1 protein-coding gene is annotated in these 1,594 nt (G+C 73.7%); it reads left to right on the top strand.

Annotated elements, in window-relative coordinates; translation table 11 throughout:
- Positions 1–720 precede the first annotated feature (720 nt).
- Positions 721–1,548, top strand: a complete 828-nt coding sequence (locus tag B7L92_RS38390; protein WP_081241667.1) for a glycerophosphodiester phosphodiesterase — start codon at positions 721–723, stop codon at positions 1,546–1,548.
- Positions 1,549–1,594 lie beyond the last annotated feature (46 nt).

Genomic DNA, 1,594 nt, shown 5'->3' with positions numbered 1-1,594 from the left:
CTCCCGTGCCGATGGATGCTCCCGCTGCTTCGGCACACCAGGAGCGTCCCGCTCCGGACGGGGCTCCCTCGACGGCCCCCATGCCCCCGGTCCCGCCGGGCGCCCCCGGTTCCCCGGCGCCGCAGAACGGCCCCCCGGTCGGCCACGGCTCCCCCGAGCACGGCCCCGGGGACGGCGCGCCCTGCGCGCCGTGACCGGGGCCGTGCTCGGGGGAGCCGTGGCCGACCGGGGGGCCGTTCTGCGGCGCCGGGGAACCGGGGGCGCCCGGCGGGACCGGGGGCATGGGGGCCGTCGAGGGAGCCCCGTCCGGAGCGGGACGCTCCTGGTGTGCCGAAGCAGCGGGAGCATCCATCGGCACGGGAGGTGCGGACGGGGCCGGGGGTACCGCAGTGCCCTCGTTCTCGGTGCTCACAGCTTCTCTCCTCGATCCACGGCTGTTGTTCTCGGTCCCGCGCGGTCCCGCGCGGTCACGTTCGCGCATGCCCGCTCACGCTCGTCGTGAGTCCGGCGCGACGCAGCTGTGCATGTCTCTTTCTATGACGTCAGCTTTTCCTACGAGCCGTCAGGGCACCGTAAGCCGTTCCTGTGGGTCCGGAGTCATTCTTTATATAGGGCATTACCAACAAAAGGAGCGCCACCTCAATGCCTCCGACCGGATCTCCGCACCGGCCGCGACCCTCCGGCCGCACGTCCACCCGCGCGCGATGGCACCATGACGCGGTGACCCACGCACGACAGCACCCGACCCAAGTCGTCGCACACCGCGGGGCCTCCGAGGACGCCCCCGAGCACACCCTGGCCGCGTACCGCAAGGCGATCGAGGACGGTGCGGACGCACTCGAGTGCGATGTGCGCCTGACCGCCGACGGCCACCTGGTCTGCGTGCACGACCGTCGTGTCAACCGTACGTCCAACGGCCGCGGTGCGGTCTCGGCGCTGGAGCTCTCCGACCTGGCCGCCCTGGACTTCGGCTCCTGGAAGAACCGCACCCCCTTCGGCGGCCGCACCGAGGAGCCCGACTGGGAGCACCGCCCGGAGGACCGGGAGGCCACCTCCGTCCTCACCCTGGAGCGGCTGCTGGAGCTGGTGAGCGACTCCGGGCGCCGGGTGGAGCTGGCGATCGAGACCAAGCACCCCACGCGGTGGGCGGGACAGGTGGAGGAGCGGCTGCTGCTCCTGCTCAAGCGGTTCGGGCTGGACGCCCCGGTCGCGGCCGAGGAGTCCCCGGTGCGCGTCATGAGCTTCTCCGCGCGCTCCCTGCACCGCGTGCGCGCCGCGTCGCCGACGCTGCCGACGGTCTACCTCACCCAGTTCGTCTCGCCCCGGCTGCGCGACGGGCGGCTGCCCTCGGGCGTGCGGATCGCGGGGCCCTCCCTCCGGATCGTGCGCAGCCACCCCGCGTACATCGAGCGCCTGAAGGCGTCCGGCCACCAGGTGCACGTGTGGACCGTGAACGACCCCCGGGACGTGGACCTCTGCGTCGACCTCGGGGTGGACGCCATCATCACCAACCGCCCCCGCGCGGTGCTCGATCAGCTCGGCCGCTGACCCGTGCGCCGCCCCGGCCGGCCCCCGCTGCCGCACCGCGGTGCCC

This window comes from Streptomyces viridosporus, from assembly GCF_002078235.1.
Lineage (GTDB): Bacteria > Actinomycetota > Actinomycetes > Streptomycetales > Streptomycetaceae > Streptomyces > Streptomyces viridosporus.
This window is presented reverse-complemented; position numbering and strand designations above follow the sequence as displayed.